Origin of the sequence: Malikia granosa (assembly GCF_002980595.1) — a bacterium.
GTDB classification, from domain to species: Bacteria; Pseudomonadota; Gammaproteobacteria; order Burkholderiales; family Burkholderiaceae_C; genus Malikia; species Malikia granosa.
In genome coordinates this window covers 1-26,347 of the sequence record NZ_PVLQ01000031.1, presented here as the reverse complement: position 1 = coordinate 26,347, position 26,347 = coordinate 1, and the positions used below count along the sequence as shown (strand labels likewise).

General features: G+C 66.5%; 25 protein-coding genes. 14 read left to right on the top strand and 11 right to left on the bottom strand.

Annotated features, from left to right (window positions below):
- Window positions 1-39: 39 nt before the first annotated feature.
- The 5 genes from C6P64_RS18715 to cheY are packed head-to-tail and all read left to right on the top strand — an operon-like array spanning window position 40 to window position 5,374.
- Window positions 40-2,283 (top strand): methyl-accepting chemotaxis protein, encoded by a 2,244-nt coding sequence (locus C6P64_RS18715; protein WP_281257960.1) that lies wholly within the window; start codon window positions 40-42, stop codon window positions 2,281-2,283.
- 13 nt (window positions 2,284-2,296) lie between these two features.
- A complete protein-coding gene (locus C6P64_RS09780; protein WP_105748455.1) occupies window positions 2,297-3,172 on the top strand; it encodes a CheR family methyltransferase in 876 nt (291 codons plus the stop codon).
- Between the two features lie 27 nt (window positions 3,173-3,199).
- A complete protein-coding gene (gene cheD / locus C6P64_RS09775; protein ID WP_105748379.1) occupies window positions 3,200-3,823 on the top strand; it encodes a chemoreceptor glutamine deamidase CheD in 624 nt (207 codons plus the stop codon).
- Window positions 3,824-3,856: 33 nt separating this feature from the next.
- Window positions 3,857-4,930, top strand: coding sequence for a protein-glutamate methylesterase/protein-glutamine glutaminase (locus tag C6P64_RS09770; RefSeq protein ID WP_105748378.1), 1,074 nt, complete (start codon window positions 3,857-3,859; stop codon window positions 4,928-4,930).
- 54 nt (window positions 4,931-4,984) lie between these two features.
- Window positions 4,985-5,374: a chemotaxis response regulator CheY gene (gene cheY, locus C6P64_RS09765; protein WP_105748377.1), complete on the top strand. Its 390-nt coding sequence runs from the start codon at window positions 4,985-4,987 to the stop codon at window positions 5,372-5,374.
- 100 nt (window positions 5,375-5,474) lie between these two features.
- On the opposite strand, the gene C6P64_RS09760 is transcribed toward cheY, so the two are convergent.
- The 3 genes from C6P64_RS09760 to C6P64_RS17945 are packed head-to-tail and all read right to left on the bottom strand — an operon-like array spanning window position 5,475 to window position 8,122.
- Window positions 5,475-7,244: a chemotaxis protein CheA gene (locus C6P64_RS09760; protein ID WP_105748376.1), complete on the bottom strand. Its 1,770-nt coding sequence runs from the start codon at window positions 7,242-7,244 to the stop codon at window positions 5,475-5,477.
- Between the two features lie 22 nt (window positions 7,245-7,266).
- Window positions 7,267-7,629 (bottom strand): response regulator, encoded by a 363-nt coding sequence (locus tag C6P64_RS09755; protein WP_105748375.1) that lies wholly within the window; start codon window positions 7,627-7,629, stop codon window positions 7,267-7,269.
- Window positions 7,630-7,651: 22 nt separating this feature from the next.
- Window positions 7,652-8,122, bottom strand: coding sequence for a hypothetical protein (locus tag C6P64_RS17945; protein ID WP_146115893.1), 471 nt, complete (start codon window positions 8,120-8,122; stop codon window positions 7,652-7,654).
- Between the two features lie 357 nt (window positions 8,123-8,479).
- Here C6P64_RS17945 and C6P64_RS09745 point away from each other — a divergent pair, with 357 nt between their 5' ends.
- From C6P64_RS09745 to C6P64_RS09715, 7 genes are all read left to right on the top strand, one after another.
- Entirely contained in the window at window positions 8,480-10,048 is a 1,569-nt protein-coding gene (locus C6P64_RS09745) for a methyl-accepting chemotaxis protein (protein ID WP_105748373.1), read from the top strand.
- Window positions 10,049-10,274: 226 nt separating this feature from the next.
- Entirely contained in the window at window positions 10,275-12,050 is a 1,776-nt protein-coding gene (locus tag C6P64_RS09740) for an acetolactate synthase 3 catalytic subunit (protein WP_105748372.1), read from the top strand.
- 97 nt (window positions 12,051-12,147) lie between these two features.
- Window positions 12,148-12,639, top strand: a complete 492-nt coding sequence (gene ilvN / locus C6P64_RS09735; RefSeq protein ID WP_105748371.1) for an acetolactate synthase small subunit — start codon at window positions 12,148-12,150, stop codon at window positions 12,637-12,639.
- A gap of 120 nt (window positions 12,640-12,759) precedes the next feature.
- The gene (gene ilvC / locus C6P64_RS09730; RefSeq protein WP_105748370.1) at window positions 12,760-13,776 is read left to right on the top strand and encodes a ketol-acid reductoisomerase; all 1,017 of its coding nucleotides are present in this window, start codon (window positions 12,760-12,762) and stop codon (window positions 13,774-13,776) included.
- 151 nt (window positions 13,777-13,927) lie between these two features.
- Window positions 13,928-14,737 (top strand): CDP-diacylglycerol--serine O-phosphatidyltransferase, encoded by an 810-nt coding sequence (gene pssA, locus C6P64_RS09725; RefSeq protein WP_105748369.1) that lies wholly within the window; start codon window positions 13,928-13,930, stop codon window positions 14,735-14,737.
- A 252-nt stretch (window positions 14,738-14,989) separates the two neighbouring features.
- On the top strand, window positions 14,990-16,531 hold the full coding sequence (locus tag C6P64_RS09720; protein WP_105748368.1) for a 2-isopropylmalate synthase: 1,542 nt from the start codon (window positions 14,990-14,992) through the stop codon (window positions 16,529-16,531).
- A 115-nt stretch (window positions 16,532-16,646) separates the two neighbouring features.
- On the top strand, window positions 16,647-17,789 hold the full coding sequence (locus C6P64_RS09715) for a D-alanyl-D-alanine carboxypeptidase family protein (RefSeq protein ID WP_245911691.1): 1,143 nt from the start codon (window positions 16,647-16,649) through the stop codon (window positions 17,787-17,789).
- 73 nt (window positions 17,790-17,862) lie between these two features.
- Here C6P64_RS09715 and C6P64_RS09710 read toward each other — a convergent pair whose 3' ends face one another.
- From C6P64_RS09710 to nth, 4 genes are all read right to left on the bottom strand, one after another.
- Complete coding sequence (locus C6P64_RS09710) at window positions 17,863-18,642, bottom strand: IclR family transcriptional regulator (RefSeq protein ID WP_105748366.1); 780 nt, start codon at window positions 18,640-18,642, stop codon at window positions 17,863-17,865.
- 61 nt (window positions 18,643-18,703) lie between these two features.
- A complete protein-coding gene (locus tag C6P64_RS09705) occupies window positions 18,704-19,447 on the bottom strand; it encodes an arginyltransferase (protein WP_105748365.1) in 744 nt (247 codons plus the stop codon).
- Between the two features lie 7 nt (window positions 19,448-19,454).
- Entirely contained in the window at window positions 19,455-20,219 is a 765-nt protein-coding gene (aat, locus tag C6P64_RS09700) for a leucyl/phenylalanyl-tRNA--protein transferase (RefSeq protein ID WP_105748364.1), read from the bottom strand.
- Window positions 20,216-20,857, bottom strand: a complete 642-nt coding sequence (nth, locus tag C6P64_RS09695) for an endonuclease III (RefSeq protein WP_105748363.1) — start codon at window positions 20,855-20,857, stop codon at window positions 20,216-20,218. The genes aat and nth overlap by 4 nt, the downstream gene beginning before the upstream one ends.
- 15 nt (window positions 20,858-20,872) lie before the next feature.
- Between nth and C6P64_RS09690 the strand changes: the two genes are divergently transcribed.
- The gene (locus C6P64_RS09690; protein ID WP_105748362.1) at window positions 20,873-22,084 is read left to right on the top strand and encodes an aminotransferase-like domain-containing protein; all 1,212 of its coding nucleotides are present in this window, start codon (window positions 20,873-20,875) and stop codon (window positions 22,082-22,084) included.
- Between the two features lie 36 nt (window positions 22,085-22,120).
- Here C6P64_RS09690 and C6P64_RS09685 read toward each other — a convergent pair whose 3' ends face one another.
- Complete coding sequence (locus tag C6P64_RS09685; RefSeq protein WP_105748454.1) at window positions 22,121-22,723, bottom strand: 3'-5' exonuclease; 603 nt, start codon at window positions 22,721-22,723, stop codon at window positions 22,121-22,123.
- 114 nt (window positions 22,724-22,837) lie between these two features.
- Between C6P64_RS09685 and C6P64_RS09680 the strand changes: the two genes are divergently transcribed.
- Window positions 22,838-23,149 carry a DUF6172 family protein gene (locus tag C6P64_RS09680; RefSeq protein WP_105748361.1) on the top strand — a complete coding sequence of 104 codons (312 nt, stop codon included), beginning with the start codon at window positions 22,838-22,840 and terminating at the stop codon, window positions 23,147-23,149.
- Between the two features lie 4 nt (window positions 23,150-23,153).
- Here C6P64_RS09680 and C6P64_RS09675 read toward each other — a convergent pair whose 3' ends face one another.
- The 3 genes from C6P64_RS09675 to ytfE all read right to left on the bottom strand — a co-directional run bounded on the left by C6P64_RS09675 (window position 23,154) and on the right by ytfE (window position 25,986).
- Window positions 23,154-24,446 carry a DEAD/DEAH box helicase gene (locus C6P64_RS09675; RefSeq protein ID WP_105748360.1) on the bottom strand — a complete coding sequence of 431 codons (1,293 nt, stop codon included), beginning with the start codon at window positions 24,444-24,446 and terminating at the stop codon, window positions 23,154-23,156.
- Window positions 24,447-24,472: 26 nt separating this feature from the next.
- Window positions 24,473-25,195 (bottom strand): phosphoserine phosphatase SerB, encoded by a 723-nt coding sequence (gene serB / locus C6P64_RS09670; RefSeq protein WP_105748359.1) that lies wholly within the window; start codon window positions 25,193-25,195, stop codon window positions 24,473-24,475.
- Between the two features lie 71 nt (window positions 25,196-25,266).
- A complete protein-coding gene (ytfE, locus tag C6P64_RS09665) occupies window positions 25,267-25,986 on the bottom strand; it encodes an iron-sulfur cluster repair protein YtfE (RefSeq protein ID WP_105748358.1) in 720 nt (239 codons plus the stop codon).
- Between the last annotated feature and the right edge of the window lie 361 nt (window positions 25,987-26,347).

The window sequence follows — 26,347 nt, the reverse complement described above, 5'->3', positions numbered from 1 at the left end:
TGCAGCCTGCCTGTCCCTAGTCTCTCCCCGGGAACCTCGATGAACTTCCTCAACCAGATCAAGGTCAGCTACCGCTTCCTGCTCGTGGGCTGCATGTCCCTGCTGCTGGCTGCGCTGCCGACCTTTTCCTTTCTCAAGCACGAGCTGCCGTCGCTCAGCCAGACCCAGAACGAGCAGCGCGGGGTGCAGCCGCTGCGCGACATGATCGACGTGATCCGCTACCTGCAGCAGCATCGCGGCCTGTCCTCGATGCGTCTGGCGGGCAACGCCCAGGCGGCGGACAAGCTCAAGACGGTCGCGCGTTCGCTCGCCGACAGCCAGGCCAAGATCGAGGCCCATGTCAAGTCGCAGTCCATGCCGGCGACCCAGGAGCAATGGGACAAGCTGAACCAGCGCTGGGCGGCGCTGAGCAGCAAGCTCAACGCCAGCGGCATGACCCGCGCCGAGAGCTTTGCCGAGCACACCGCGGTGATTGCCGATGCCTTCAAGGTCTTCAGCTCCATCCTCAATGACTCCAAGCTGATCCTCGATCCGCAGCCCGAGAACTACTACCTGATCGTCGCGGCCAACGAGGTGCTCAGCCTGTCCGAGGCCCAGGGCCAGCTGCGCGCGGTCGGCTCGGGCATCCTGACCGCCCAGGCGATGTCGAACGAGGACGAGCTCAAGGTCGGCGTGCTGCTGGCCCAGGGCCTGCAGGCGCAGACCCGGGCCCAGGGCAGCTTCGAGTACAGCTTCGCCCTCAACGACGTCGTTTCCACCCGCCTCAAGGACCAGGTGCAGTCGGCCCAGGCCGCCTCGCAGAAGGTCATGACGCTCGTGCACGACAACCTCTCGTCCGGCAGCGCGCTGAGCTATCCGGCCGCCGCCTATTTCCAGGCCACGACCGAGTCGATCGACCAGCAGCTCGCGCTCGCCGATGCCAGCCTGGCCCTGATCGGCGAGTTGCTCGACCAGCGGCTGGACTCCGACTGGGGCAGCCTGCTGCTGGTGCTCGCCTGCATGGGCGCGACCATGGTCATCGGCACCGCGATTTCGCTGCACGGCGGCCGTTCGGTCACGCGCCAGCTCGGCGGCGAGCCGGCCGACGTGACGCGCTGGGTCGGCACGATCGCCCAGGGCGACCTGACCTCGATGCCCAATACCCGCAACGCGGTCGAGGGCAGCATCGTCCACGCGCTGTCACTGATGCAGGCCAACCTGCGCCAGATGGTGCTGCAGGTGCGTGGCAGTGCCGGCCAGGTGGTCGATGCCGCCGGCCAGATCGCGGCCGGCAACGGCGACCTGTCGGGCCGCACCGAGCGCCAGGCCAGTGCCCTCGAGGAGATCAGCGCCTCGATGGAGCAGCTGCTGGCCACGGTGCGCCAGAACGCCGACAACGCGCGCCAGGCCAATGGCCTGGCGAGCTCGGCCTCCGATGTCGCCAGCCGTGGCGGCGCGCAGATGACCGAGGTGGTCGAGACCATGCAGGCGATCAACAGCTCGGCGCACAAGATCGGCGACATCATCGGCGTGATCGACGGCATCGCCTTCCAGACCAACATCCTGGCGCTCAATGCGGCGGTCGAGGCCGCGCGCGCCGGCGAGCAGGGCCGCGGCTTCGCGGTGGTGGCGACCGAGGTGCGCAGCCTGGCGCAGCGCAGCGCGGTGGCGGCCAAGGAGATCAAGACCCTGATCGCCGACTCGATCGCCAAGGTCGAGCAGGGTAGCCTGCAGGTCGGCCGCACCGGCGACACCATGCACGAGATGGTGACCAGCGTCAAGCGCGTGACCGACATCATGGGCGAGGTCTCGGCCTCGAGCATCGAGCAGACCGCCGGCATCGAGCAGGTCAATTCGGCCATCACGCAGATGGACCAGGTGACGCAGCAGAACGCCGCCCTGGTCGAGGAGGCTGCCGCAGCCTCCGGTTCCTTGCGCGAGCAGGCCGCCCAGCTGCGCGAACTGGTCAGCAGCTTCAAGGTTGGCCAGGACGCCGAGTTCTCTGCGCCTCAGACGCCTTCGGTCCAGCCGCACGCCGTTCTGCCTGCGCGTCAGCCGGTCGCAATCGCCAAGCCCGCGCCAGCAGCCAAGCCTGCTGCAGTCAAGCCCAAGGCCGTCGCTGCTGCCAAGCCGGCTTCGGTGCTCAAGCGGCCGGCATCGGCTGCCAGCCCGCGCCAGGCTGCGTCGGCCAGCCGGCCCGAGCCCGAACTCAAGCGCCCGGCGCTGAGCCAGGCAGGAGGCGACGACAAGAGCGCCAAGGCGGCTCCGGTCGCCTTGAGCGATGACGACTGGGAAGAGTTCTGAGGCGGTGATGCTGATGCGCAATGACCTGCAGCCCGCCATCGATGCCACGGCACGCCAGGGCAGAGACGGCAAGGAATTCCTGTTCACCCAGAACGACTTCGAGCGCGTGCGCCGCCTGATCTACGCGCGCGCCGGCATCGCCCTGGGCAACGGCAAGCAGGAGATGGTCTACAGCCGGCTGTCGCGCCGCTTGCGCCAGTTGCGCCTCGACTCCTTCGACAGCTACCTGCGCGCCCTCGAGGCCGATTCCAACGGCAGCGAATGGGAGCAGTTCACCAACGCGCTGACGACCAACCTGACCTCCTTCTTCCGCGAGGCGCACCATTTCCCGGTGCTGGCCGAGCATGTCAAGGCCCAGGGGGGTCCGATCGAGATCTGGTGCTGTGCCAGCTCGACCGGCGAGGAACCCTATTCGCTCGCGATCACGCTCTGCGAGGCCTTTGGCACGCTGACGCCGCCGGCGCGCATCCTGGCGACCGACATCGATACCCAGGTGCTGGCCAAGGCCGAGGCCGGTGTCTACCCGCTCGAGCGCGTCAGCGGCCTGTCGCCCGAGCGGCTCAAGCGCTTCTTCCTGCGCGGCAAGGGGCCGCAGGCCGGTTATGTGCGGCTGCGCCCCGAGCTGCGCCGGCTCATCAGCTTCAAGCCGCTCAACCTGCTCGACGACAAGTGGGCCATCAAGGGACCTTTCGATGCGGTGTTCTGCCGCAACGTCATGATCTACTTCGACAAGCCGACCCAGGGCCAGATCCTGAGCCGCTTTGCTCCCCTGCTCAAGCCGTCCGGCTTGCTGTTTGCGGGCCATTCGGAGAACCTGTCCTTCGTCACGCGGGACTTTTCCCTGATCGGCAAGACCGTCTACCAGCTCAGTCAGGCCTCGCGCTCCTGACCGGCGCCAGAAGATACACAATCAGGCATGAGTAAGTTGCAAACCAAGCCGCTGGCGCAAGGCCACTACTTCGACAAGACCTTCGACTGCAAGGCGGTCCGTATCTTGCCGGGCGAGTATTTCTATACCGAGCAGAACCTGATGATGACGACGGTGCTGGGCTCCTGCGTCGCGGCCTGCATCCGGGACCGCGTGCGCGGCATTGGCGGCATGAACCATTTCCTGTTGCCCGACGGCGCGGGCGATGCCGACAGCCCGGTTTCCGAGTCGATGCGCTACGGCGCCTACGCGATGGAAGTGCTGATCAACGACCTGCTCAAGGCCGGGGCGCGGCGCGAGCACCTCGAGGCCAAGGTCTTTGGCGGCGGCAACGTGCTGCCGGGCATGACCTCGATCAACGTCGGCGCCCGCAACGCCCGCTTCGTGCTCAACTACCTGCAGACCGACAACATCCCGGTGCTGGTCGAGGACCTGCTCGACATCTACCCGCGCAAGATCTGCTTCTTCCCGCACAGCGGCAAGGTCATGGTGCGCAAGCTCAAGCAGAACCTCGACAACGCGGTGCTGACGACCGAGCGCGAGTACCAGAAGCGCCTCGGCGCCACCCTCAAACAGGCGCCGGTCAGCGGCGGCGACATCGACCTTTTTTGAACCTTGCCGGGACCCTGCCGGCGCAGTGCAGACATGACCATCAAAGTATTGATCATTGACGACTCCGCTCTGGTGCGACGCATCATGACCGAGATCGTGCGCAGCCAGCCCGACATGGAGGTGGTAGGGACGGCCCCTGATCCGCTGGTCGCCCGCGAGCTGATCAAGCAGACCAATCCCGACGTGCTGACGCTCGACGTCGAGATGCCGCGCATGGACGGCCTCGACTTCCTCGAGCGCCTGATGCGGCTGCGGCCCATGCCGGTGGTCATGGTGTCCTCGCTGACCGACCGCGGCTCCGAGATCACGCTGCGCGCGCTCGAGCTAGGCGCCGTCGACTTCGTCGCCAAGCCCAAGCTCGCGATCGCCAGTGGGCTGCAGGCCTATGCCGACTTGCTGGCCGACAAGATCCGGGCCGCCTACCAGGCCAGGCATCGCATCGTCCAGCGCGCGCGCGCCCAGCCGGCCAAGGCGCCCGTCGGCCGTCCGGCACTCGGCAACCGCCTGGTCAGCAGCGAGAAGCTGATCATCATCGGCGCCTCCACCGGCGGCACCGAGGCGATCAAGGACTTCTTGATCCAGATGCCGCCCGACTGCCCCGGCATCCTGATCACCCAGCACATGCCCGAGGGCTTCACCGCCTCGTTCGCACGCCGCCTCGACAGCCTGAGCCGCATCAGCGTGGTCGAGGCGCGTGGCGACGAGCGCATCCTGCCCGGCCATGCGTATATCGCGCCCGGCCATTCCCACTTGCTGCTGGCGCGCAGTGGCGCCAACTACATGACCCGCATCGAGCAGTCCGAGCCGGTCAACCGCCACCGCCCCTCGGTCGACGTGCTGTTCCGCTCGGCCGCGCTGCATGCGGGCAAGAACGCGGTCGGCGTCATCATGACCGGCATGGGCCGCGATGGCGCCGCCGGCATGCTCGAGATGCGCCAGGCGGGTGCTTACAATTTCGCCCAGGACGAAGCGTCTTGCGTGGTGTTTGGCATGCCCAAGGAAGCCATCGCTGCCGGCGCCGTGCACGAGATCGGCCCGATTGACCGGCTCGCCAGCATGGTGCTCGATCATTTGACGCGGCAGAGCGGTCGAGCGCTGCGCGTCTGAGGCCGCTTCGATTGTCTTGTTCGTCCGACCTTTTCCCGTTTATTTCCGCCCATCATGTCTGAATCCACTCTCAAATTCCTGGTCGTCGACGACTTTTCGACCATGCGCCGCATCGTGCGCAACCTGCTCAAGGAGCTCGGCCATGCCAGCGTCGACGAGGCCGAGGACGGTTCCGCGGCCCTGGCCAAGCTCAAGCGCGAGAATTTCGACTTCGTGATCTCGGACTGGAACATGCCGGTCATGGACGGTCTGCAGCTGCTGCAGTCGATCCGCGCCGATCCCGCGCTGTCGGCCCTGCCGGTGCTGATGGTCACGGCCGAAGCCAAGAAGGAAAACATCATTGCCGCCGCGCAGGCGGGCGCCAGCGGCTACATCGTCAAGCCCTTCACCGCTGCGACGCTGGACGAGAAGATCACCAAGATCCTCGAGAAGCTCAAGCACTGAGCAGGGCGGCTGGGCGCGCCCCGCCTGGCAGCCAGGCTGACCCGCCGCTCGCGCGACGGCCCGCGCCGCCGGCTGCCTCCTGGCACCAGGAAGCCCGGGTTCAGGCCCCGGCCAGGCTGCGCTGCTGGCCCAGCAGATGCGCCACGTCGACGATCAGCGACACGCTGCCATCCCACAGGATGGTCGCGCCCGAGATATTGGGCACCTTGCGGTAATGGGTCTCGAGGTTCTTGACCACGATCTGGTGCTGGCCGATGACCTCGTCGATCCAGAGCGCGGCCTTGCGGCTCTCCATCTGCACCACCACCAGGATGCCGCTCGAGGGCTCTTGCGACCGGGGCTGGATGCCGAACAGCTCGTGCAGCGCGAGCACTGGCAGGTATTCGCCACGCACCCGTATCACCATGCCCTGGCCGCTGATGTGGCGCAGGTCCGCCTGCGCCGGCTGGAAGGACTCGACCACATAGCTCAGCGGCAGGATGTAGATCTCGCTGCCCACCCGCACCGAGATGCCGTCGAGTATCGCCAGCGTCAGCGGCAGCGAGATCGTGATGCGCGTGCCCTGGCCAAGCGATGAGCTGATGTCCAGCGTGCCACCCAGCGACGTGATGTTGCGCCTGACCACGTCCATGCCGACGCCACGACCCGAGACATCGGTCACGGTCTCCGCGGTCGAGAAGCCCGGCAGGCAGATCAGCTGCCAGACCTCCTGGTCGCTCATCTCGTTCGAGACCGCCAGGCCGCTGGCCGCAGCCTTGCGCAGGATCTTCGCGCGGTCGAGTCCGGCACCGTCATCAACCACCTCGATCACGATATGGCTGCCCTGGTGCGTGGCCGACAGCCGCAGCAAGCCAGCCTCGCTCTTGCCGCTTTGCTGCCGCTGCAGCGGTGCCTCGATGCCGTGGTCCACGCTGTTGCGCACCAGGTGCGTCAGGGGATCGACGATCTTCTCGATCAGGCCCTTGTCGAGTTCGGTCGCGCCGCCCTCGGTCACGAACTCGACCCGCTTGCCCAGCTTGCTCGAGAGCTCGTGCACCAGGCGCGGGAAGCGCGAGAAGACGAAGTCCATCGGCATCATGCGGATTGACATCACCGAGTCCTGCAGGTCGCGCGTGTTGCGGCTGAGCTGCTCGATGCCATGGACCAGCTTGTCGTGCACGGACGGGTCGAGATCCTTGCCGCAGGCCGAGATCATGGCCTGGGTGATCACGAGCTCGCCGACCAGGTTGATCAGCTGGTCGACCTTGTCGATGTTGACCCGTATCGTCGAGGCCTCGAGGCCATGGCTGCCGTTGCTGTCGCGCTTCGGCGAGGGCGTGGACGACTCGGGCGCGCAGGGCGCCACGGGCTGGGCCGCTGGGGCAGGGGGCAATGGCGGCGCGGCCTCGGCGGCAGCCGGCAGCTCCTCGAGCGGCTCAAAGAAGCCGAAGCCCAGGTCCTCGTCCTCTTCCGCCGGAGCCGCTGCCGCGCCAGGCTGGCTGGCCTGCTTCCACTGGGCCTCGAGCATCTCGCGCACCTGCAGCACCCGCTCGGCATCGACCGCCAGCCCATGCTGCAGCCCGTCGAGCTGCATCTTGAGCACATCCTTGGCTTCGAGCATCAGGTGACGGTGCAGCTCGGTCAGGCGCAGATGGCCGTGGCGGATCTCGTCGAGCAGCGACTCCATCACATGGGTGATGTCGGTCAGGTCGGAAAAGCCGAAGGTGGCGGCATTGCCCTTGATCGAATGGGCGATGCGGAAGATGGCGTGCAGGGACTCGACGTCGGGCGCCTGCATGTCCAGATCGAGCAGCAGGGCTTCGAGTTGCTGCAGCAATTCCTCGGTTTCGTCGAAGAAGATCTGAAAGAACTGACTGGTATCGATTGCCATCGGGCCGCCCTGGGTTCTAGCCTCAGCCGATCACCTTCTTGACCACGGCGATCAGGCGCTCGGGGTCGAAGGGCTTGACGATCCAGCCGGTGGCGCCGGCGGCCCGGCCCTGGGCCTTCATGTCGTCGCTGGATTCGGTGGTCAGCATCAGGATCGGCGTGCGCGCGAAGCCGGGCAGCTGGCGCAGCTGCCTGATCAGCGTCAGGCCGTCCATGTTCGGCATGTTCTGGTCGGTCAGCACCAGGTCGAACTGGCGCTGGTTCGCCAGCGCGAGTGCCTCGACGCCGTCGGCGGCCTCGGTCACGCCGTAGCCGGCCGATTTGAGGCTGAAATTGACCATTTGTCTCAGCGAGCGGGAGTCGTCAACAGCAAGGATGGCTTTCATGGCGGGAAATGGCTGGTTCGGTTTAGAAGAGTTCGATGTCGCCGCATGAGAGGTCTTGCTGGTGCAGCTCTCCCTGCAGGGTGGATTCGAGTTGTGACTGTTGCGTCTCGAGTACTTGGAGGGCCTGGGCCCCGTTCTGTGGTGCCGCCTCCAGGCTCAGTCCGGCAGCTGCAGCGATTTGCAGCCCTTGCAGGCGCAGCTTGACGCGTTGCAGCAGTTGACGTGTCAAATCATGGAATTGCAGGCTGGTGATGGCCAGATGGACATGCGGCCTCAGCGAGGGCCCATCGACGGGCATTCTAGCTTCCTCATGTTGCTGCAAGCCTTCGCCCAGCGCGTTGAAACAGGTGTTGAGCTGTTCGATCGCTTCGTCGAGCAGATTGTCGGTTTGCGTCAGGTCCGCGCTGGCTGCTTCCAGCTGCGCCTGGACGAGTTCGCAAAAACCCTGCAGAAACTGGTCCGATGGGGCTGACTCGACGCGGGAACTGTTCATGAATCTGCTGCTGGCGCAAAAAATTACCGGGAAAGCTGGACGCGATGGCGGCTGCAGCCGTGCAGCGCAAGCCAGGCCGGGCTTGCGTCCAGAAGCTGGAAAGCACATCGCATGTAGCCGCCAGGGACTCCCTCTGACTGGACGGCAGGGAACGACTCGAATTTCCATGCATGATAAGCCTGACTATCATGATACATTGTTTGACAGATCGCCAGGCAAATTGCAGACCTAAATAGGGGTTCTGACAGTCTGGAATCCTTTTCACGCTGACCTGAGGCCTTGGCTGACGGGATGGCGAGGGCGTGTCGGCAAGGGTCGCGCAGACGGCCCGTGAAGCCTAGCCAAGGAGCACAAGAAATGAACCAGTCGCTGACACCCAACGAAGTGTTGCTGCCCGATGACGTCACCCTGATGTCGATGACGGACCTGCAAGGCCGCATCACCTACGTCAACGAGGCCTTTGTCCGCTACAGCGGTTATACCCGCGATGAGCTGCTCGGCGAGTCGCTCAGCATTCTGCGTCACCCCGAGATGCCGGCCCAGGTCTTTGCCGACATGTGGGCTACCGTGCGCCAGGGCGAAGTCTGGAGTGGCGTGCTGAAGAACCGCTGCAAGAACGGCGACTTCTACTGGGCGCGCGCCAACATGACGCCGATGTACCGCCGCGGCCAGCTGGTTGGCTACATGTCGGTGCGCAACAAGACGGCGCGCGGCTTCATCGAGGCGGTCGAGCGCGTCTATCCGGCCTTTGTCTCCGGCCAGACCCGCGGCCTGGTCTTCTACAAGGGCCGCATCCAGCGCCGCGGCTGGCTGCGCGGCTGGTCCGACCGGCTGCAGAACCTGACGGTGCGCTCGCGCATCCGCCTGGCCAGCCTGGCGGGCTGGGCCGGCCTGCAGCTGGCCTGCCTGCTGCTGGCGCTGCCGGCGGCGTCCTGGCTCTGGCTGGCGCCGATTTCGGCCCTGCTGTCGCTGCTGGGCGCGGCCTGGCTCGAGCACCAGATCGCCCGTCCGCTGCAGGTCGTGCTGGGCCAGGCGCTCAAGGTGGCGGCCGGCAGCCCCGATAACGATGTCAACATCGGTCGCATCGACGAGATCGGCATGGTGCTGCGCGCGATCAACCAGGCCGGCCACAACGTGCGCTCGCTGGTCGATGATGTCGGCCACCAGCTCGATGGCCTGCGCCAGGCCTCTGGCGAGGTCGTCCAGGCCAGCCTAGACCTGAGCCAGCGCACCGAGGAGCAGGCGGCCAACGTCGAGCAGACGGCCGCCTCGATGGAGGAGCTGCAGGCCACCATCAAGAAGAATTCCGACAGCGCGCAGGCCTCGTCCGAGCTCGCTGGCGGGGCCCGCGAAGTCGCCAGCCAGGGTGGCGTGGTGGTCGGCCAGGTGGCGATGACGATGGAGCAGATCAGCGCCAGCAGCCGCAAGATCAGCGACATCATCGGCGTGATCGACGGCATCGCCTTCCAGACCAACATCCTGGCGCTCAATGCGGCGGTCGAGGCCGCGCGTGCCGGCGAGCAGGGCCGCGGCTTCGCGGTGGTGGCGACCGAGGTGCGCAGCCTGGCGCAGCGCAGCGCGGTGGCGGCCAGGGAGATCAAGGACCTGATCGGCGCCAGCGTTGCCAGCATGAACTCCGGCGCCGGCCTGGCCCGCGGGGCCCAGTCCACCATGGACGACATCGTGCGCCAGGTCCACAGCGTGGCCCAGCTGGTCGCCGAGATCGGCCATGCCAGCGTGCAGCAGTCCTCGGGCATCAGCCAGATCGCCGATGCCGTCGCCCAGCTCGATCGCGTGACCCAGCAGAACGCCGCCATGGTCGAGCAGTCGGCGGTGATTGCCGAAAGCCTGCAGCAGCGCGCCGATCGCCTGGCCGACGCGATCAATGTCTTCGCGCAGGGCGATCTGGTGCCTGCCCGCGCCTGAATCAGGCCCGATCTGTTGCGGCGGTACCCAATTGGGCCGCAATTGCCAGGCCGATTTCGGCGCTGGTGCCATAATAGAGGACTGAATTACACCCAAGGCAAACGGGTCAAGGTCGCGCGTCGGATCGATGCCATGTCCTTGGCCTCAAGTCCCGAGGCCGCCTCACGAGGGTAGGTCCGAGGGGCACCCTAGGTTTTTCGTTAGAGAAATACCCGAAAGGTTCATCATGGAAATCAACAAGGCAGAACTCGCCTCCGCAGCGGCCGCTTCCGGCCAGGCCCACGAAGAATTGATGGGCGCCGAGATCCTCGTGCGCGCCCTGCAGGCCGAGGGCGTGCAGCAGATCTGGGGCTATCCCGGCGGCGCCGTGCTCTACATCTACGACGCGATCTACAAGCAAGACACCATCCAGCACGTGCTGGTGCGCCACGAGCAGGCCGCCGTCCATGCCGCCGACGGTTTCGCACGCGCGACGGGCGAGGTCGGTGTCGCGCTGGTGACCTCGGGCCCGGGCCTGACCAATGCCGTCACCGGCATCGCCACCGCCTATTCCGACAGCATCCCGATGGTGATCATCTCGGGCCAGGTCGGCACCGCCGCGATCGGCTCGGATGCCTTCCAGGAATGCGACACGGTCGGCATCACGCGTCCGGTGGTCAAGCACAACTTCCTGGTCAAGGATGCGCGCGACATGGCCGAGACCATGAAGAAGGCCTTCCACATCGCCCGCACCGGTCGTCCCGGCCCGGTGGTGGTCGACGTGCCCAAGGACGTGTCCTTCATCAAGGTGCCGTATCACGGCTACCCCGAGTCGGTCTCGATGCGCAGCTACAACCCGGTGCGCAAGGGCCATGGCGGCCAGATCCGCAAGGCGCTGCAGCTGCTGCTCAATGCCAAGCGTCCCTACATCTACACCGGTGGCGGCGTGCTGCTGGGCAATGCGGTGCAGGAACTGCGCACCCTGGTCGACCTGCTCGGCGTGCCGGTGACCCACACCCTGATGGGCCTGGGCGCCTATCCCTCGACCGATCCCAAGTTCCTCGGCATGCTCGGCATGCACGGCACCGTGCAGGCCAACTACGCGATGCAGAACTGCGACGTGCTGCTGGCGGTGGGCGCGCGCTTCGATGACCGCGTGATCGGCAACCCCAAGCATTTCGCCTCGGTCGAGCGCAAGATCGTCCACATCGACATCGATCCGTCGAGCATCGCTAAGCGCGTCAAGGTCGACGTGCCGATCGTGGGCGATGTCAAGGACGTGCTGACCGAGCTGATCCACATGATCAAGGAGTCGCAGGCCAAGCCCGACGCCAATGCGCTGGCCGCCTGGTGGAGCACCATCGAGGGCTGGCGCGCCAAGGACTGCCTGGCCTACGACCGCGGCAACACCGAGGTCATCAAGCCGCAGGCCGTGGTCGAGACGCTGTGGAACCTGACCAAGGATGATGACTGCTACATCACCTCCGACGTCGGCCAGCACCAGATGTTCGCGGCCCAGTTCTACAAGTTCAACGAGCCGCGCCGCTGGATCAACTCGGGCGGCCTGGGCACCATGGGCGTCGGCCTGCCCTACGCGATGGGCATCAAGCTGGCCAAGCCGCAAGCCGATTGCTGGTGCATCACCGGCGAAGGCTCGATCCAGATGAACATCCAGGAGCTGTCGACCTGCAAGCAGTACGACACCCCGGTCAAGATCGTCGCGCTGAACAACCGCTACCTCGGCATGGTGCGCCAGTGGCAGGAACTGGTCTACCAGGGCCGCTACAGCCACAGCTACATGGATGCGCTGCCCGACTTCGTCAAGCTGGCCGAGGCCTACGGCCATGTCGGCCTGCTGATCGAGCGCCCCGAGGATGTCGAGCCTGCGCTGCGCGAGGCGCGCGCCATCAAGGACCGCACCGTGTTCCTCGACTTCCGCACCGACCCGACCGAGAACGTCTGGCCGATGGTCGAAGCCGGCAAGGGCATCACCGAAATGCTGCTCGGTTCGGAAGAACTGTAAGCCGCCTCCCTCCCAACCGTCCCAGAAGAATCTATTGCCCGCCAAGCCCGCCGCTTACCGGCGTCGGGGGAGGGCGGCAAGAAGAGGAATTGCTGAAATGAAACACATCATCGCCGTCCTGATCGAGAACGAGGCTGGCGCGCTGTCGCGCGTCGTGGGCCTGTTCTCCGCCCGCGCCTACAACATCGAGTCGCTGACCGTCGCGCCGACCGAGGACCCCTCGCTGTCGCGCATGACGATCCAGACCACCGGATCGCCCGAGGTGATCGAGCAGATCACCAAGCACCTGAACCGCCTGATCGAGGTGGTCAAGGTGGTCGACCTGACCGAAGGCGGCTACATCGAGCGCGAGCTGATGCTGGTCAAGGTGCGCGCGGTCGGCAAGGAGCGCGAGGAGATGAAGCGCATGGCCGACATCTTCCGCGGCCGCATCATCGACGTGACCGAGAAGAGCTACACCATCGAGCTGACCGGCGACCAGTCCAAGAACGATGCCTTCCTCGAGGCGATCGACCGCAGCGCCATCCTCGAGACCGTGCGCACCGGCCCGAGCGGCATCGGCCGCGGCGAGCGCATCCTGCGCGTCTGACCCTGTCTCGCGTTTAAACTACCCGGTTTTTCGGGCTCAGCCTTGGCCGTTCGGGCTGAGCCTGTCGATGCCCTTCGACGGGCTCGTCCGCGAACGGCACCCTAATTTTTTGGAGCAACCATGAACGTTTTCTACGACAAAGACTGTGACCTGTCCCTGATCAAGGGCAAGACCGTTGCCATCATCGGCTACGGCAGCCAAGGCCATGCCCACGCCCAGAACCTGAACGACAGCGGCGTCAAGGTCGTCGTCGGTCTGCGCAAGGGCGGCGCGTCCTGGGACAAGGTCGCCAAGGCCGGCCTGACCGTGATGGAAGTCAACGACGCCGTCAAGGCCGCTGACCTGGTCATGATCCTGCTGCCCGACGAGAACATCCCCGAGGTGTACAACAACAACGTCGCGCCGAACATGAAGCAGGGCGCCACCCTGGCCTTCGCCCACGGCTTCAACGTGCACTACAACCAGGTCGTGCCGCGCGCCGACCTGGACGTGATCATGGTCGCTCCCAAGGGCCCGGGCCACACCGTGCGCTCCGAGTACCTCAAGGGCGGCGGCGTGCCGTCGCTGATCGCCGTCTACCAGGACAAGTCCGGCAAGGCCCGTGACCTGGCCCTGTCCTACGCCATGGCCAACGGTGGCGGCAAGGGCGGCATCATCGAGACCAACTTCAAGGAAGAGACCGAGACCGACCTGTTCGGCGAGCAGGCCGTGCTGTGCGGCGGCGCCGTCGAGCTGGTCAAGATGGGCTTCGAGACCCTGACCGAAGCTGGCTACGCGCCGGAAATGGCCTACTTCGAGTGCCTGCACGAGCTCAAGCTGATCGTCGACCTCATGTACGAAGGCGGCATCGCCAACATGAACTACTCGATCTCGAACAACGCCGAGTACGGCGAGTACGTGACCGGCACCGAGGTCATCAACGAGAAGTCGCGCGAAGCCATGCGCAATGCCCTGAAGCGCATCCAGACCGGCGAATACGCCAAGATGTTCATCCTGGAAGGCCGCACCAACTACCCGTCGATGACGGCCCGTCGCCGCCTGAACGCCGAGCACCCGATCGAGGTCGTCGGCGAGAAGCTGCGCGGCATGATGCCCTGGATCGCCAAGAACAAGCTGGTCGACCAGACCCGCAACTGATGTTGCGCCGGCCTTGCGGCCGGCTGGCAGCCCAAAAAACCGCCCCCGGTGCGCCGGCAGGCGGTTTTTTCATGTTCCTGGCCGCCGGGCCTGGCGCTGGCTTACACTCGATCCCCATGAAAGCCTGCCCATTCCAAGCCTGATCCGAGCCATGCACGACGGAGCCGATTCCCTGAATACCCCCGAGACGGTGCAGTCCAAGCGCCACAAGGGCATCTACATGCTGCCCAACATGATCACGCTCGCCGCGCTGTTTGGCGGCTTCTACGCGATCGTGATGTCGATGAACGGACGCTACGACCTGGCGACCGCGGCCATCTTCGTCGCCATGGTGCTCGACAGCCTGGACGGCCGGGTCGCGCGCATGACGCATACCCAGAGCGCCTTTGGCGAGCAGATGGACTCGCTGTCCGACATGGTGTCCTTCGGCGCCGCGCCGGCGCTGATCGCCTACGAATGGGGCCTGCGCGACCTGGGCCGCTGGGGCTGGATCGCCGCCTTCGTCTACTGCGCCTGCGCCGCGCTGCGGCTGGCGCGCTTCAACGTCAACACCAGCGTGGTCGACAAGCGCTTCTTCCAGGGCCTGCCTTCGCCGGCGGCCGCCGCCCTGGTGGCCGGCTTCATCTGGCTCGCGACCGAGGCCGGCCTGTCCGCCGACGAGCTGGCCTGGCCGATGTTCGCGATCACCCTCTATGCCGGCCTGACCATGGTCACCAATGCGCCGTTCTACAGCTTCAAGGACCTGTCGATGAAGAGGAGCGTGCCGTTTGCGTCCATCGTGCTGGTGGCGCTGGTGATCGCGGTCATCAACATCCATCCGCCGACCGTGCTGTTCGGCCTGTTCGTCTGCTATGCGCTGTCGGGCTACGTGATCTATGCGGTGCGCAAGGCCAAGGGCCAGCCGACCAGCGTGATCAGCACCACCACCGACGAGCCCGACGAGCGCGGTCTGCACGACTGAACCCGTGCCGACAGGGAAAATCCGCATCTCCCTGATGGATTCTTTCTATCGAATGTCGGATTTCTTTGTGATACATTGAGAGATATGAAATCCGCACGCCAACTGCTACTAGCACTGATGCCGCAAGGGCAGGCTGGATAGCGCGCGCGTTTTCAGCATCAACGGCCCGTATGCACCCGCAGCGGGCCGTTTGTTTTGGATGCTGCGGGGGTCTGTCTGTGCTGGCCACGAGCCGGCTTCAAGGAGTATCAAATGAGCGACCAACTGATCATCTTCGACACCACCTTGCGTGACGGCGAGCAATCGCCCGGCGCTTCCATGACCCGCGACGAGAAGCTGCGCATCGCGCGCCAGCTCGAGCGCCTGAAGGTCGACGTGATCGAGGCTGGCTTTGCCGCCAGCTCCAACGGTGACTTCGAGTCGGTCAAGACCATCGCCGACCACATCAAGGATTCGACGGTCTGCTCGCTGGCCCGCGCCAACGACCGCGACATCGCGCGTTCGGCCGAGGCGCTCAAGGGCGCCAACCGCGCCCGCATCCACACCTTCATCGCGACTTCGCCGCTGCACATGGAGAAGAAGCTGCGCATGACGCCCGAGCAGGTGCTCGAGCAGGCCAAGCTGTCGGTGCGCTTCGCACGCAACCTGATCGGCGACATCGAGTTCAGCGCCGAGGACGGCTACCGCTCCGAGCTGCCCTTCCTGGCGCGCGTGGTCGAGGCCGTGATCAAGGAAGGTGCGACCACCATCAACATTCCCGACACGGTCGGCTACGCCATCCCCGAGCTCTACGGCAACTTCATCAAGACCTTGCGCGAGATGGTGCCGAACTCGGACCAGGCGATCTGGTCGGTGCATTGCCACAACGACCTCGGCATGGCGGTGGCGAACTCGCTCGCCGGCGTCAAGATCGGCGGCGCGCGCCAGGTCGAATGCACCATCAACGGCCTGGGCGAGCGCGCCGGCAACTGCTCGCTCGAGGAGATCGTGATGGCGGTCAAGACCCGGCGCGACTACTTCGGTCTCGACGTCAACATCGACACCAGCCAGATCGTGCCGGCCAGCCGCATGGTCAGCCAGACCACCGGCTTCGTGGTGCAGCCGAACAAGGCCGTGGTCGGCGCCAATGCCTTTGCGCATGCCTCGGGCATCCACCAGGACGGCGTGCTCAAGGCGCGTGACACCTACGAGATCATGCGCGCCGAGGACGTGGGCTGGAGCGCCAACAAGATCGTGCTCGGCAAGCTCAGCGGCCGCAATGCCTTCAAGCAGCGCCTGCAGGAGCTTGGCATCGAGATGGAGTCCGAGGGCGAGATCAACACCGCGTTTGCCAAGTTCAAGGAACTCGCCGACCGCAAGAGCGAGATCTTCGACGAGGACATCCTGGCGCTGGTCAGCGACGAGAGTGTGACCGCGGCCAAGGAGCAGTACGGCTTCGTCTCGCTGGCCCAGCACAGCGAGACCGGCGAGCGTCCGCGCGCCAAGGTCGTGTTCACGGTCGATGGCAAGGAGTTCACCGGCGAGGCCGAGGGCAACGGCCCGGTCGACGCCTCGCTCAAGGCGATCGAGCAGCATGTCAGCAGCGGCGCCGAGCTGCTGCTGTACTCGGTCAACGCGATCACGACCGGCTCGACCGAGAGCCAGGGCGAGGTCACGGTGCGCCTGCAGCATGGCGGCCGGGTGGTCAACGGCGTCGGCTCCGACCCGGACATCGTGGTCGCATCGGCCAAGGCCTACCTGAGCGCGCTCAACAAGCTGCACAGCAAGATCGAGCGGGTCTCGGCCCAGCTCTGAACGGCGTAGCAGAGCAGGCCTCCTAGGCTACTGGTACTGAATTTGATATTGTTAGTCGTTTGCTGTCGTTTTATACTTCCGAGTGTTGGTTTTTATGAGTTTGGAGTGTAAGCAAATGACCCATGGCAAACTTCAGTGGCTGCGCCGCGCGACTGCTGCCTTGAGTTTGGGGGTGACGCTTTCCCTGATGGCGCCTCCCTCGCTCATGGCGGCGTCCGTCAAGAAGAAACCCGTTGCAGCGCAGAAGGCCAAGGTGCAGGCCGCCAGCAAGGCGCGCGTGGTGGCCGCCCGTGCCAAGCGGACGGCCAAGGCGGCAGTCGTGCAGGCCAAGGCCAGCGCGAGCCGTCCCCAGTCCGGCAAGGGCCGTCGTGCCGCCGTGATCGCGGCCAAGTCAGCGGCAGTGGCCGGTGGCGGCCTGGCGGCGGCCTCCGCCGTCAGCGCCAGCGAGCGCAAGCACGAGGCGGCTTCGGGTGCCGATGGGCTGCCCAAGCTCAGCGCCAATGCGGTGTTCGTGATGGACCAGAACAGCCGCGAGGTGCTGGTCAGCAAGAACGACAAGGCCGTGATGCCGATCGCCTCGCTGACCAAGCTGATGACCGGGCTGCTGGTGGCCGATGCCAAGCTGTCGCTGGACGAGGAAATCACCATCACCGAGGATGACCTCGACATCTACAAGGGCACGGGCTCGCGCCTGTCGGTCGGCACCAAGCTGACGCGCGGCGAGGCCATGCACCTGGCGCTGATGTCGAGCGAGAACCGCGCCGCCCATGCGCTGGGCCGCACCTATCCGGGTGGCATCGTCAATTTCGTGCGGCTGATGAATGCCAAGGCCGCCGAGCTGGGCATGCGCGACACCCGCTATGTCGAGCCGACCGGCCTGTCGGTCGAGAACCGCTCCAGCGCGCGCGACCTCGCCTTGCTGGTGGCGGCCGCCTACCAGCGCCCGCTGCTGCGCGAGTTCTCGACCTCACAGGGCTATTCGGTCGAATCGGGCCGGCGCGTGCTGCAGTATCACAACAGCAACCGCCTCACCGCCGATCCCAACTGGGACATCGGTCTGCAGAAGACCGGCTACATTTCCGAGGCCGGCCGCTGCATGGTGATGTCGGCCAAGCTCGCCGGGCGCCAGGTCATCATGGTCTTCCTTGATGCGGCCGACAAGTCGTCGCGCATCGGCGATGCGCAGCGGGTGCGCCGCTATGTCGAATCGGTCGTCTCGGCCGACGCGATCGAGCGCATGGCAATGCGCAAGGGCTGAGCCAGCAGCTTATGCTGCAACGAGAAGGGGCGCCTGCGGGCGCCCCTTCTCGTTGTCTGGCGTCTAGAGCCGGTTACTTGTCGGGGCAGCCCAGCGCGTGGCTGATCGCGTTGGCCGTGGCCTGCAGCTTGGGCAGCCAGCCCTCGTCGAGCCGGTCGGCCGGCGCCGAGATCGACAGGCCAGCGACCAGCTTGCCCTGGTCGTCGTAGATGCCGGCGGCCATGCAGCGCACCCCGAGCTCGAGCTCCTCGTTGTCGCGCGCGCAGCCGAGCTGGCGGCATTGCTGCAGTTCGCGCTCGAGCGCCGGCAGCTGGGTCAGGCTGTTCGGGGTATTGCCCATCAATCCGGTGCGGGTCGCGTAGGCGCGCACGCGCTGCGGATCGTCGGCCGCCAGGAACAGCTTGCCGACCGAGGTCAGGTGCAGCGGTGCGTGGCCGCCGATGGCGCGCACCACCTGCATGCCCGAGCGCTCGCTGTAGGCGCGCTCGACATAGACGATCTCGTCGCCCTGGCGCACGCTCAGGTTGACCGGCTGCTGGATCAGCTTGTGCAGCTCGCGCATCGGCCCGAGCGCGGTGTCGCGCACGCTCAGGCGGCCCTTGACCAGGTTGCCGAGCTCGAGCAGCCGCATCCCGAGCCGGTAGCTGCCCGGTTCGGGCCGGTCGACATAGCGTCCGATGGCCAGATCGTTCAGGATCCGGTGCGCGGTCGATGGGTGCAGGCCGGTCTTCTCGCTGATCTCTTTCAGCGACAGGGCCTCCTCGCGCGAGGCGAGCACGTCCATCAAGGTGAAGATGCGTTCGATCACCTGAACGCTGGGATGGCTGGGAATGAGGTCGGGGCGTCTGGTCATGGCAGGAAGTTGATCGCTGCCATTTTACAAGATGAAATAAGGATCGGCCCGGAACGCGTTTTCAGTCCGCATCTCCCTCGGTCCAGACGCCGTCGCGCAGCAGCTGGTAGGGGGCGAAGTTCCGCTTGTAGGCCATCTTGGGGCTGTCGGCGATCCAGTAGCCGAGGTAGACCCAGGGCAGGCCCAGGCTGCTGGCCTGGGCGATCTGCCACAGCACGTTGTAGGTGCCGTAGGCCGCGCCGGCGTCGGGCTCGTAGAAGGTGTAGACCGCCGACAGTCCGTCGGCCAGCACGTCGATCAGCGACACCATCTTGAGTTGCTCGGGCGCGTCATCGGTCGCGGGCAGGAAGAACTCGACCAGGCGCGAGTTGACCCGGCTCTGCAGCAGGAACTGATCGTACTGCTCGATGCTGTCATGGTCCATGCCGCCGCCGGTGTGACGCGCGCGCTGGTAGCGCAGGTAGAGGGCGTAATGGGCCGGGTCGAAGCCCAGGCTCAGCACTCGGGTCTGCAAGTCGGCATGGCGGGCCTGGGCGCGGCGCTGGCTGCGCCGGGGCACAAAGCGCGCGACATCGACGCGCAGCGGCAAGCAGGCCTGGCAGCCGTCGCAGTAGGGGCGGTAGGTGAACAGGCCGCTGCGCCTGAAGCCGCGCTGGACCAGTTCGGAGTAGGCGTCGTTGTGGATCAGGTGGCCTGGCGTCGCGACCTGGGAGCGTGCCTGGCGCCCGTCGAGGTAGCTGCAGGGGTAGGGCGCGGTGGCATAGAACTGCAAGGCCTGCAGCGGAAGTTCCTGACCCTGGTTCATGTGGCGCTCACGAAGGTGACGTTGCTCGACGGTCCAGCCATGCGGACAAGTATAGGGGGTCGAAATGCCAGGCGGGCGCTGGCCGCGTGACCTGCTGGCGCACCAGTCGCAGGAAGTCCTGCCGCGGCTGCTCGCACGCGCCGAGCGAGGCCAGGTGGGCCGTGTTCTGCTGGCAGTCGATGGCCTCTATGCCACAGGACTCGCAGGCCGCGACCAGTGCCGCCAGCGCCATCTTCGATCCGTTGCTGCGCCGGCTGAACATCGATTCGCCGAACACCATGCGGCCCAGGTTGATGCAGTAGAGCCCGCCCGCGAGTTCGCCGTCCCACCAGGTCTCGACGCTGTGCGCATGGCCGGCGCGGTGCAGCGCGCAATAGGCCTCGATCATCTCGGGCAGGATCCAGGTGCCGTCCTGGCCCTTGCGCGGGCTGCCGGAGCAGGCGCGGATCACGGCCTCGAAGTCATGGTCGAAGCGGACCTCGAGCCGGCCGCTGCGCAGTCCGGACCGGATCTCCTTGCGCAGCGAGGGCTGCAGCTTGAAGTCCGCCACCCGCAGCACCATGCGCGGGTCAGTGCTCCACCAGAGTATCGGCTGGCCGACCGAGTACCAGGGGAAGATGCCCTGTCCATAGGCCTGGACCAGGGTGGCGACATCCAGCGCGCCGCCGGCGGCGAGCAGGCCGGGCGCCGCCGTGCCGGCGCCCCAGGCCTGTTCGACCGGGGGAAAGGGGTCGCCGGGCTCGAGCCAGGGCAGGGGTGGCGGGCGCTTCATGGCCGGGCTGCAGTCTTGTCCTTGTAGTCGCAGCAATCGATCACGGCGCAGCGCTCGCAATGCGGCTTGCGCGCGGTGCAGACATAGCGCCCGTGCAGGATCAGCCAGTGGTGGGCGTCCTCCAGATACTTTGCCGGAATCCGCTTGAGCAGCTTGCGCTCGACCTCGAGCGGGGTCTTGCCCGGCGCCAGTCCGGTGCGGTTGCCGAGGCGGAAGATATGGGTGTCGACCGCCATGGTCGGCTCGCCGAAGGCGACATTGAGCACCACGTTGGCGGTCTTGCGGCCGACCCCAGGCAGTTCCTCGAGTGCCTCGCGCGTGCGCGGCACCTGGCCGCCATGCTTGTCGAGCAGGATGCGGCAGGTCTGCAGCAGATGCTTGGCCTTGCTGCGGTACAGGCCTATGGTCTGGATCTGCTCCTCCAGGCCTTCGAGGCCGAGGTCGAGCATCTGCTGCGGCGTGTTGGCTACGGGGAACAGCCGGCGCGTGGCCTTGTTGACGCCGACGTCGGTGGCCTGGGCCGACAGCAGCACGGCGCAGAGCAGCTCGAACACGCTCGTATACTCGAGTTCGGTCACGGGCCGCGGATTGGCCGCCTGCAAGGTGGCGAAGAAGCGCTCGATCTGTTCCTTTTTCATCCCTCCGATTTTCCCATGAGCGCCTCCGCCGTCCGCTTCGCCGACCGACTCGACAAGGTCGAAACCTCCGCCATCCGCGAGTTGTTCAAGCTGCTCGGCAAGCCCGGCATCATCAGCTTCGCTGGCGGCTTCCCGGACGTGGCGCTGGTCGATGTCGACGGCATCCGCGCCGCGACCCTGGCCGCCTTGGAGCAGGAGCCCGCTGGTGCGCTGCAATATGGCGCGACCGAGGGCTATACGCCGCTGCGCGAGCAGCTATCAAGCTTCATGCAGTCCAAGGGTGCGCCGGTGGCAGCCGATCAGCTGATCGTGACCACCGGCAGCCAGCAGGCGCTCGACCTGCTGGGCAAGACGCTGATCTCGCCCGGCGACAAGGTGATCGTCGAGGGACCGACCTTCCTGGCCACCATCCAGTGCTTCCGCCTCTATGGCGCCGAGCTGGTCAGCGCGCCGGTCGATGGCGACGGCGTCGATGTCGACCACCTCGAGCAGTTGATCGTCGAGCACCGCCCGAAGTTCGTCTACCTGATCCCGACCTTCGGCAATCCGAGCGGCGCGACGCTGACGCTGGAGCGCCGCAAACGAGTGCTCGAGATCGCCGCCAAGCACCAGACGCTGATCGTCGAGGACGACCCCTATGGCGACCTGTGGTTCGACGCGCCGCCGCCGCCCAGCCTGCTGGCGCTGAGCGAACAGGTGCCGGGCAGCCGCGACTGCCTGGTGCATTGCGGCTCCTTGAGCAAGACGCTGTCGGCCGGCCTGCGCCTGGGCTGGATGATCGCGCCGCCCGAGCTGCTGGCCAAGGCCGTGATGTGCAAGCAGTTCAGCGACGCCAACTCGAGCACCTTCGCGCAGGCTACCGCCGCCCAGTACCTCAAGTCCGGCCGCATGAAGGCCAACCTCGAGAAGGCGCGCGCCGTCTACGCCGAGCGCGCCCGCGCCCTGTGCGAAGGCCTGCGGGCCGAGCTGGGCGACGCGATCGAGTTCGTTGCGCCGCAGGGCGGCCTGTTCGTCTGGGCGCGCCTGACCGGCGCGCGCGGCCAGGTGGCGGACGGCAACGAGTTCTCGCGCCGCGCGATCGAGCAGGGCGTGGCCTTCGTGCCGGGCGCACCGTTCTATTGCGAGCAGCCCGACCCGGCGACGCTGCGGCTGAGCTTTGCGACTTCGGATGTGGAGAAGATCCGCGAGGGCGTCAGCCGCCTGGCGCGCGCGCTGCACGCGGCCTGAGCGCCGGGCTGCCAGCAGCGGCCCCGCTGGCCTGGCTCAGCGCGGCTGCGGCAGCAGCGCGTGGTAGCAGCGCAGCGCGGCCCAGGCGTCGTTGGCCGCATACAGCAGCTGCGATTCGCTCAGGTCGAGCCGGGACCAGTTCGAGGTCGCGGCCTTCTTGGACTTGGCGAAGCGGCGCTCGAACAGCAGCGCGACCGCCGACTTGACGCCGATCTGCTGCCGGTAGCCCTGGCGGCGGAAGTCGTGTCCGAGCTCGTGCACCCGCACCGGCTCGATGCCGAGCTTGGCCTGGATGCGCTTCCTGTCGTCGCCCAGGCCGAAGCCGGCCTTGACTGCGCCCGGCCAGGCCAGCAGCGCCGCGACCTCGGCCCGGCAGTCCGGGTCGTGCAGCTGGAACACCCAGGCCTGCTCGAGCGTCGCGAGCTGCACCACATGGGGACCATCGGATTCCTGGCCGGCCGCGAAGGTCGGCTTGGATTCGGTGTCGAAGCCCCAGGCGCTGCTCGCGCGCAGGCTGGCAGCCGCAAGTTGCGCCTGCATCGGGGTGGAGACCAGTTCGATGCGCTCGAGTTCGAGCCGTTCGAAGGGGGCGAGCAGGTCGATCTGCTCCTTGCTGGGGGGTAGGGGGCGGCTTCGCATAAGGATGGTCGGCAGCATAACGCAATGCCGCCGTGACGGCCTGGCGCTGGCCGACGCATAATCACGCTCCCGCCGCGCGTCCATCCGGACCCGCTGCCAGATACCAGGATACCCATGAAAAAGACATTCCCGCTCCAGATCGAAGGCCGGCACCCGGACCGCGTGCTCGATGCGCTCAAGCACGAGCTGCGCAAATACCTCAAGCGCGAGCGTCGCCGCGACCTGCCCGCCGGCGTCGATTACTGGGACTTCGACTGCCGCTTCGGCCTGAGCCAGGACAGCGCCGAGACCGTGCACCTGTCCCAGCTGACCGGCCGGGTCGACGAAGCCGCCCAGAACGGCGCGACCCAGGTCTATGTCGAGATCCTGGCCAAGCATGGCGTGCGCGGTGCCCGCGTTGCGCCCCGGGCCGGCGACCTGGACTGATCGCCTACTGGTCCTTGGCCGCAGCTGCCGCCGCCGCGGCGCGCAGCTTGTCCTTCTTGCTCGGGCGCTTGCCCTTGATGCCGCCGGTGCCCGGAGGCAGCTTGCCGGGTCTGCTGGGCTGGCTGGCCGCGCTCTCGAGCGGCTGCAAGGGTTCGAAGCCGGCCACCGTCTCGGCTTCGAGCTGCAGGCCCTGTCGCTTGGCGATCAGGTTCCAGTGCGGCAGTGTCTCGGCGCTCACCAGGCTGATCGCCAGGCCGGATGAGCCAGCGCGTCCGGTGCGGCCGATGCGGTGCGTGTAGTCGACCGGCGAGCGCGGTAGGTCGTAGTTGACGACCACCGGCAGGCCGCTGATGTCGATGCCACGTGCCGCCAGGTCGGTGGTCACCAGCAGGTCCCAGCGGCCGGACTTGAATTCATCGAGCACCTGGCGCCGCCCGCCCTGGCTCAAGCCGCCGTGGAAGGCGGTCGCGTACACGCCCCTCGAATAGAGCTTGTCGGCCAGCTGCTCGGCGCCATGCTGGCTGGCAACGAAGACCAGCACCTGCTTCCAGCCCTTGTCTTCGACCAGGTGCTGCAGCAAGGTGATGCGCCGGTTCACGTCGACCGCGATCAGCTGCTGCTCGATGCTGGCCGGGGTCTGCTGCTGCTCGTCGATCCGGATCTGCACCGGTTCATGCAGCAGCGCATCGGCCAGCCCCTGCACCGCCGCCGGGAAGGTGGCCGAGAACAGCAGGTTCTGCCGCTGGGCCGGCAGCTGCTTCAGCACCCGGTCGAGCTCATCGGCAAAGCCGAGGTCGAGCAGGCGGTCCGCCTCGTCGAGCACCAGTTGTCGCACCTGGTCGAGCTGCAGGCCGTTGTGCTCGATGACGTCGAGCAGCCGGCCGGGCGTGGCGACCACCAGGTCGGCGCCGCCGCGCAGGGCCAGCAGCTGCGGGTTGATCGAGACGCCGCCGTAGAGCGCCTGCACGCGCAGCGCTTTGCCCGCCGGGCCGGCCTGGCGCGCGGCCAGGTCCTGCAGCAGTTCGCCGACCTGCAGCGCGAGCTCGCGCGTGGGCACCAGCACCAGCGCGCGCAGCTGGCGCCGGTAGCCGCCCAGCGGCTGGCTGGCCAGCCCTTGCAGCAGGGGCAGGGCGTAGGCGGCGGTCTTGCCGGAGCCGGTCTGGGCCTGGGCCTGGACATCGGCGCCGCTCAGGATGGCGGGAATCGCCTCGGCCTGGACCGGGGTGGGCGTGGAGAAGCCGAGTTCGCGCGTGGCGTTGACCAGCGCGTTGGACAGACCGAGGGAGGCAAATGACATGGGGTGGGAGTGTAGGGCCTGGCGCTTCAGACCAGGACTTCCAGCAGGCGATCGAGGCCGCCTTCGTTGATTGCGACCATGGCCTGCTCGCGCACCTTGGGCTTGGCGTGGTAGGCCACCGACAGGCCGGCCGCCCCCATCATCGGCAGGTCGTTGGCGCCGTCGCCCATCGCGATGCATTGCTCGGGCGCGATGCCGAGCAGGCTGGCGACTTCCAGCATCGTGCGGCGCTTCTCGGCGCCGTCGCAGATGTCGCCCCAGCACTGGTCGACCAGGCGGCCGGTGAGTGCGCCGCAGTTCGGGCCGCTCTCGAGCTCGAGGATGTTCGAGCGCGCGAAGTCGATGCCCAGGCGCGCCTTGACGCGGTCGGCGAAATAGGTGAAGCCGCCCGAGACCAGCAGCACCTTCATGCCAGCGGCCTGGCAGGCTTTGATGAGCTCGGCCGCGCCGGGGTTGATGCGCAGGCGCTCGGTGTAGACGCGCTCCATGTCGGCCACGGTCACGCCCTTGAGCAGCGCGACGCGCCGGCGCAGGCTGTCCTTGAAGTCGGTGATCTCGCCGCGCATCGCGGCCTCGGTGATGGCGGCGACCTCGGCCTTGCGGCCAACCGCGTCGGCGATCTCGTCGACGCACTCGATGCTGATCAGCGTCGAGTCCATGTCGAAGGCGATCAGCTTGAAGTCGCTCAGGCGCAGCGGCGGGACAAAGTTCTGGATAACGAGGCCGGGGGAAACTTCCTGGGGGGTCATGGGCGCAAAAAAGGGTCAATACGGGCCGGTCTGGCCGAAACCCGTATTGTGCCGGTTGTCGCCCGCCGGGTTCAGTGGCCGCTGCAGCCGCAGCCCGCGGCCGCAGCGCTGGCCGGCTCGAACTGCGGGAACAGCAGGTTGTTCTCCAGGTGAATATGCTGGATCAGGTCATCGGACAGCTGAATGATGCCGGCATAGAGCGCGCGCCAGGTGTTGCAGGCGCCGGCTGGCGGCCTGGCGTCCTGGCTCAGCGCCATCAGGCGTTCCAGCGCCTCGCCATGCTGCAGATGTTCCTCGCGCATGACGCCGATCGGATGCACCACGAACGGCGGCGGCCCGGCCTTGATCATCGGGAACAGCACCGTCTCCTCCTTGGCCATGTGCTCGAGCAGTTCGGCCTCCATGGTCTCGAGGTGGGCAGCCAGGCCGGTGGGCACCTGCGGATGATCGCGGTGCACAGCTTCCACGCGGCGCGCCATGCGGATCAGCTCGGGCAACTGCTCGCGATGCACCTGGTGGTAGCGCTGCAGGATATGGTCGATCAGGGCGCCGGGTTGCGACTCGGCGGGCGGCTGGTCGTCGCGCTCGAGCTTGGCCAGATCCTGCAGCAGGGCTGGCAGGTCCAGGCCGCGCGCCTCGGATGCCGCGCGCAGGCTGACCTGCCCGCCGCAGCAGAAGTCCAGCTTCAGGCGCCGGAACAGGGCGGTGGCACCGGGCAGCGCCACGGCGATCTGTCCCAGCGACTGGTCGGCCAGCGGGGTGTCGGGGGCCAGGGTATCGACGGTATCCATGAGCTCACTCCTTAAATAATCATTTGGTATGAATATTCTAGCTAAAAAATTCATGTGAAATGAATATTTTTTTGGCGAGCAAGAACATTCCGCAGCGCCGGCCTGTGCCTTATGCAGCCGGCAGCGCAGATCGACCTGGGCGACGTGGTGCGCCGCACCGAGACCGACTTCACGTTGGTCGAGCGCTTCTAGCCCTCACTAGGGCCTGTTAACGCAAGTTGACAAGGCAGTGGACTTGGCTCGAAACTGTTGCGATGCAACTGACTCGCGAGCAATTCGAACAGATCGCTCCACTGCTGCCACGCCAGCGGGGCAACGTGCGGCTGGACAACTTCGAGGTGGTCAACGCCATCCTGTACGT